At 42.2% G+C, this 344-nt stretch carries 1 protein-coding gene; it reads right to left on the reverse strand.

What is annotated here, in order from left to right:
* Positions 1-344: DUF502 domain-containing protein (locus tag HMPREF9441_RS18910; RefSeq protein ID WP_216593523.1), on the reverse strand; the 344-nt coding region annotated here is incomplete at both ends.

Raw genomic sequence — 344 nt, forward strand, 5'->3', positions numbered from 1 at the left:
GAAGCCTATACGCCATATTTCAGGCGTTTCATTAACACGCACCCACACAGGATTGGTAAACTTGCGTTTATCGCCTACAAACGAAGCCAGCATATCTTTAATAGACGAATAGATAATCTTCACCCCAGGTATGTGCGCCACTATATAATCCATTAGGCTAACGAATAGTTGCCCCAAAATAAGTTTACTACCTACAAAGCCGATAAGTGCCGTACCGAACAGTACAGCCGCAAATACAGCTCCTGGGTATTGGCGAGAGATATTGGGTACTAAGTTATCTACACTCTTAAAGATAGACCATATAATCCAAACGGTGGCACTAAGAGGGCCTATAATAAGAATTC

This window comes from Paraprevotella clara YIT 11840, assembly GCF_000233955.1.
In the GTDB taxonomy this organism is placed as follows: domain Bacteria; phylum Bacteroidota; class Bacteroidia; order Bacteroidales; family Bacteroidaceae; genus Paraprevotella; species Paraprevotella clara.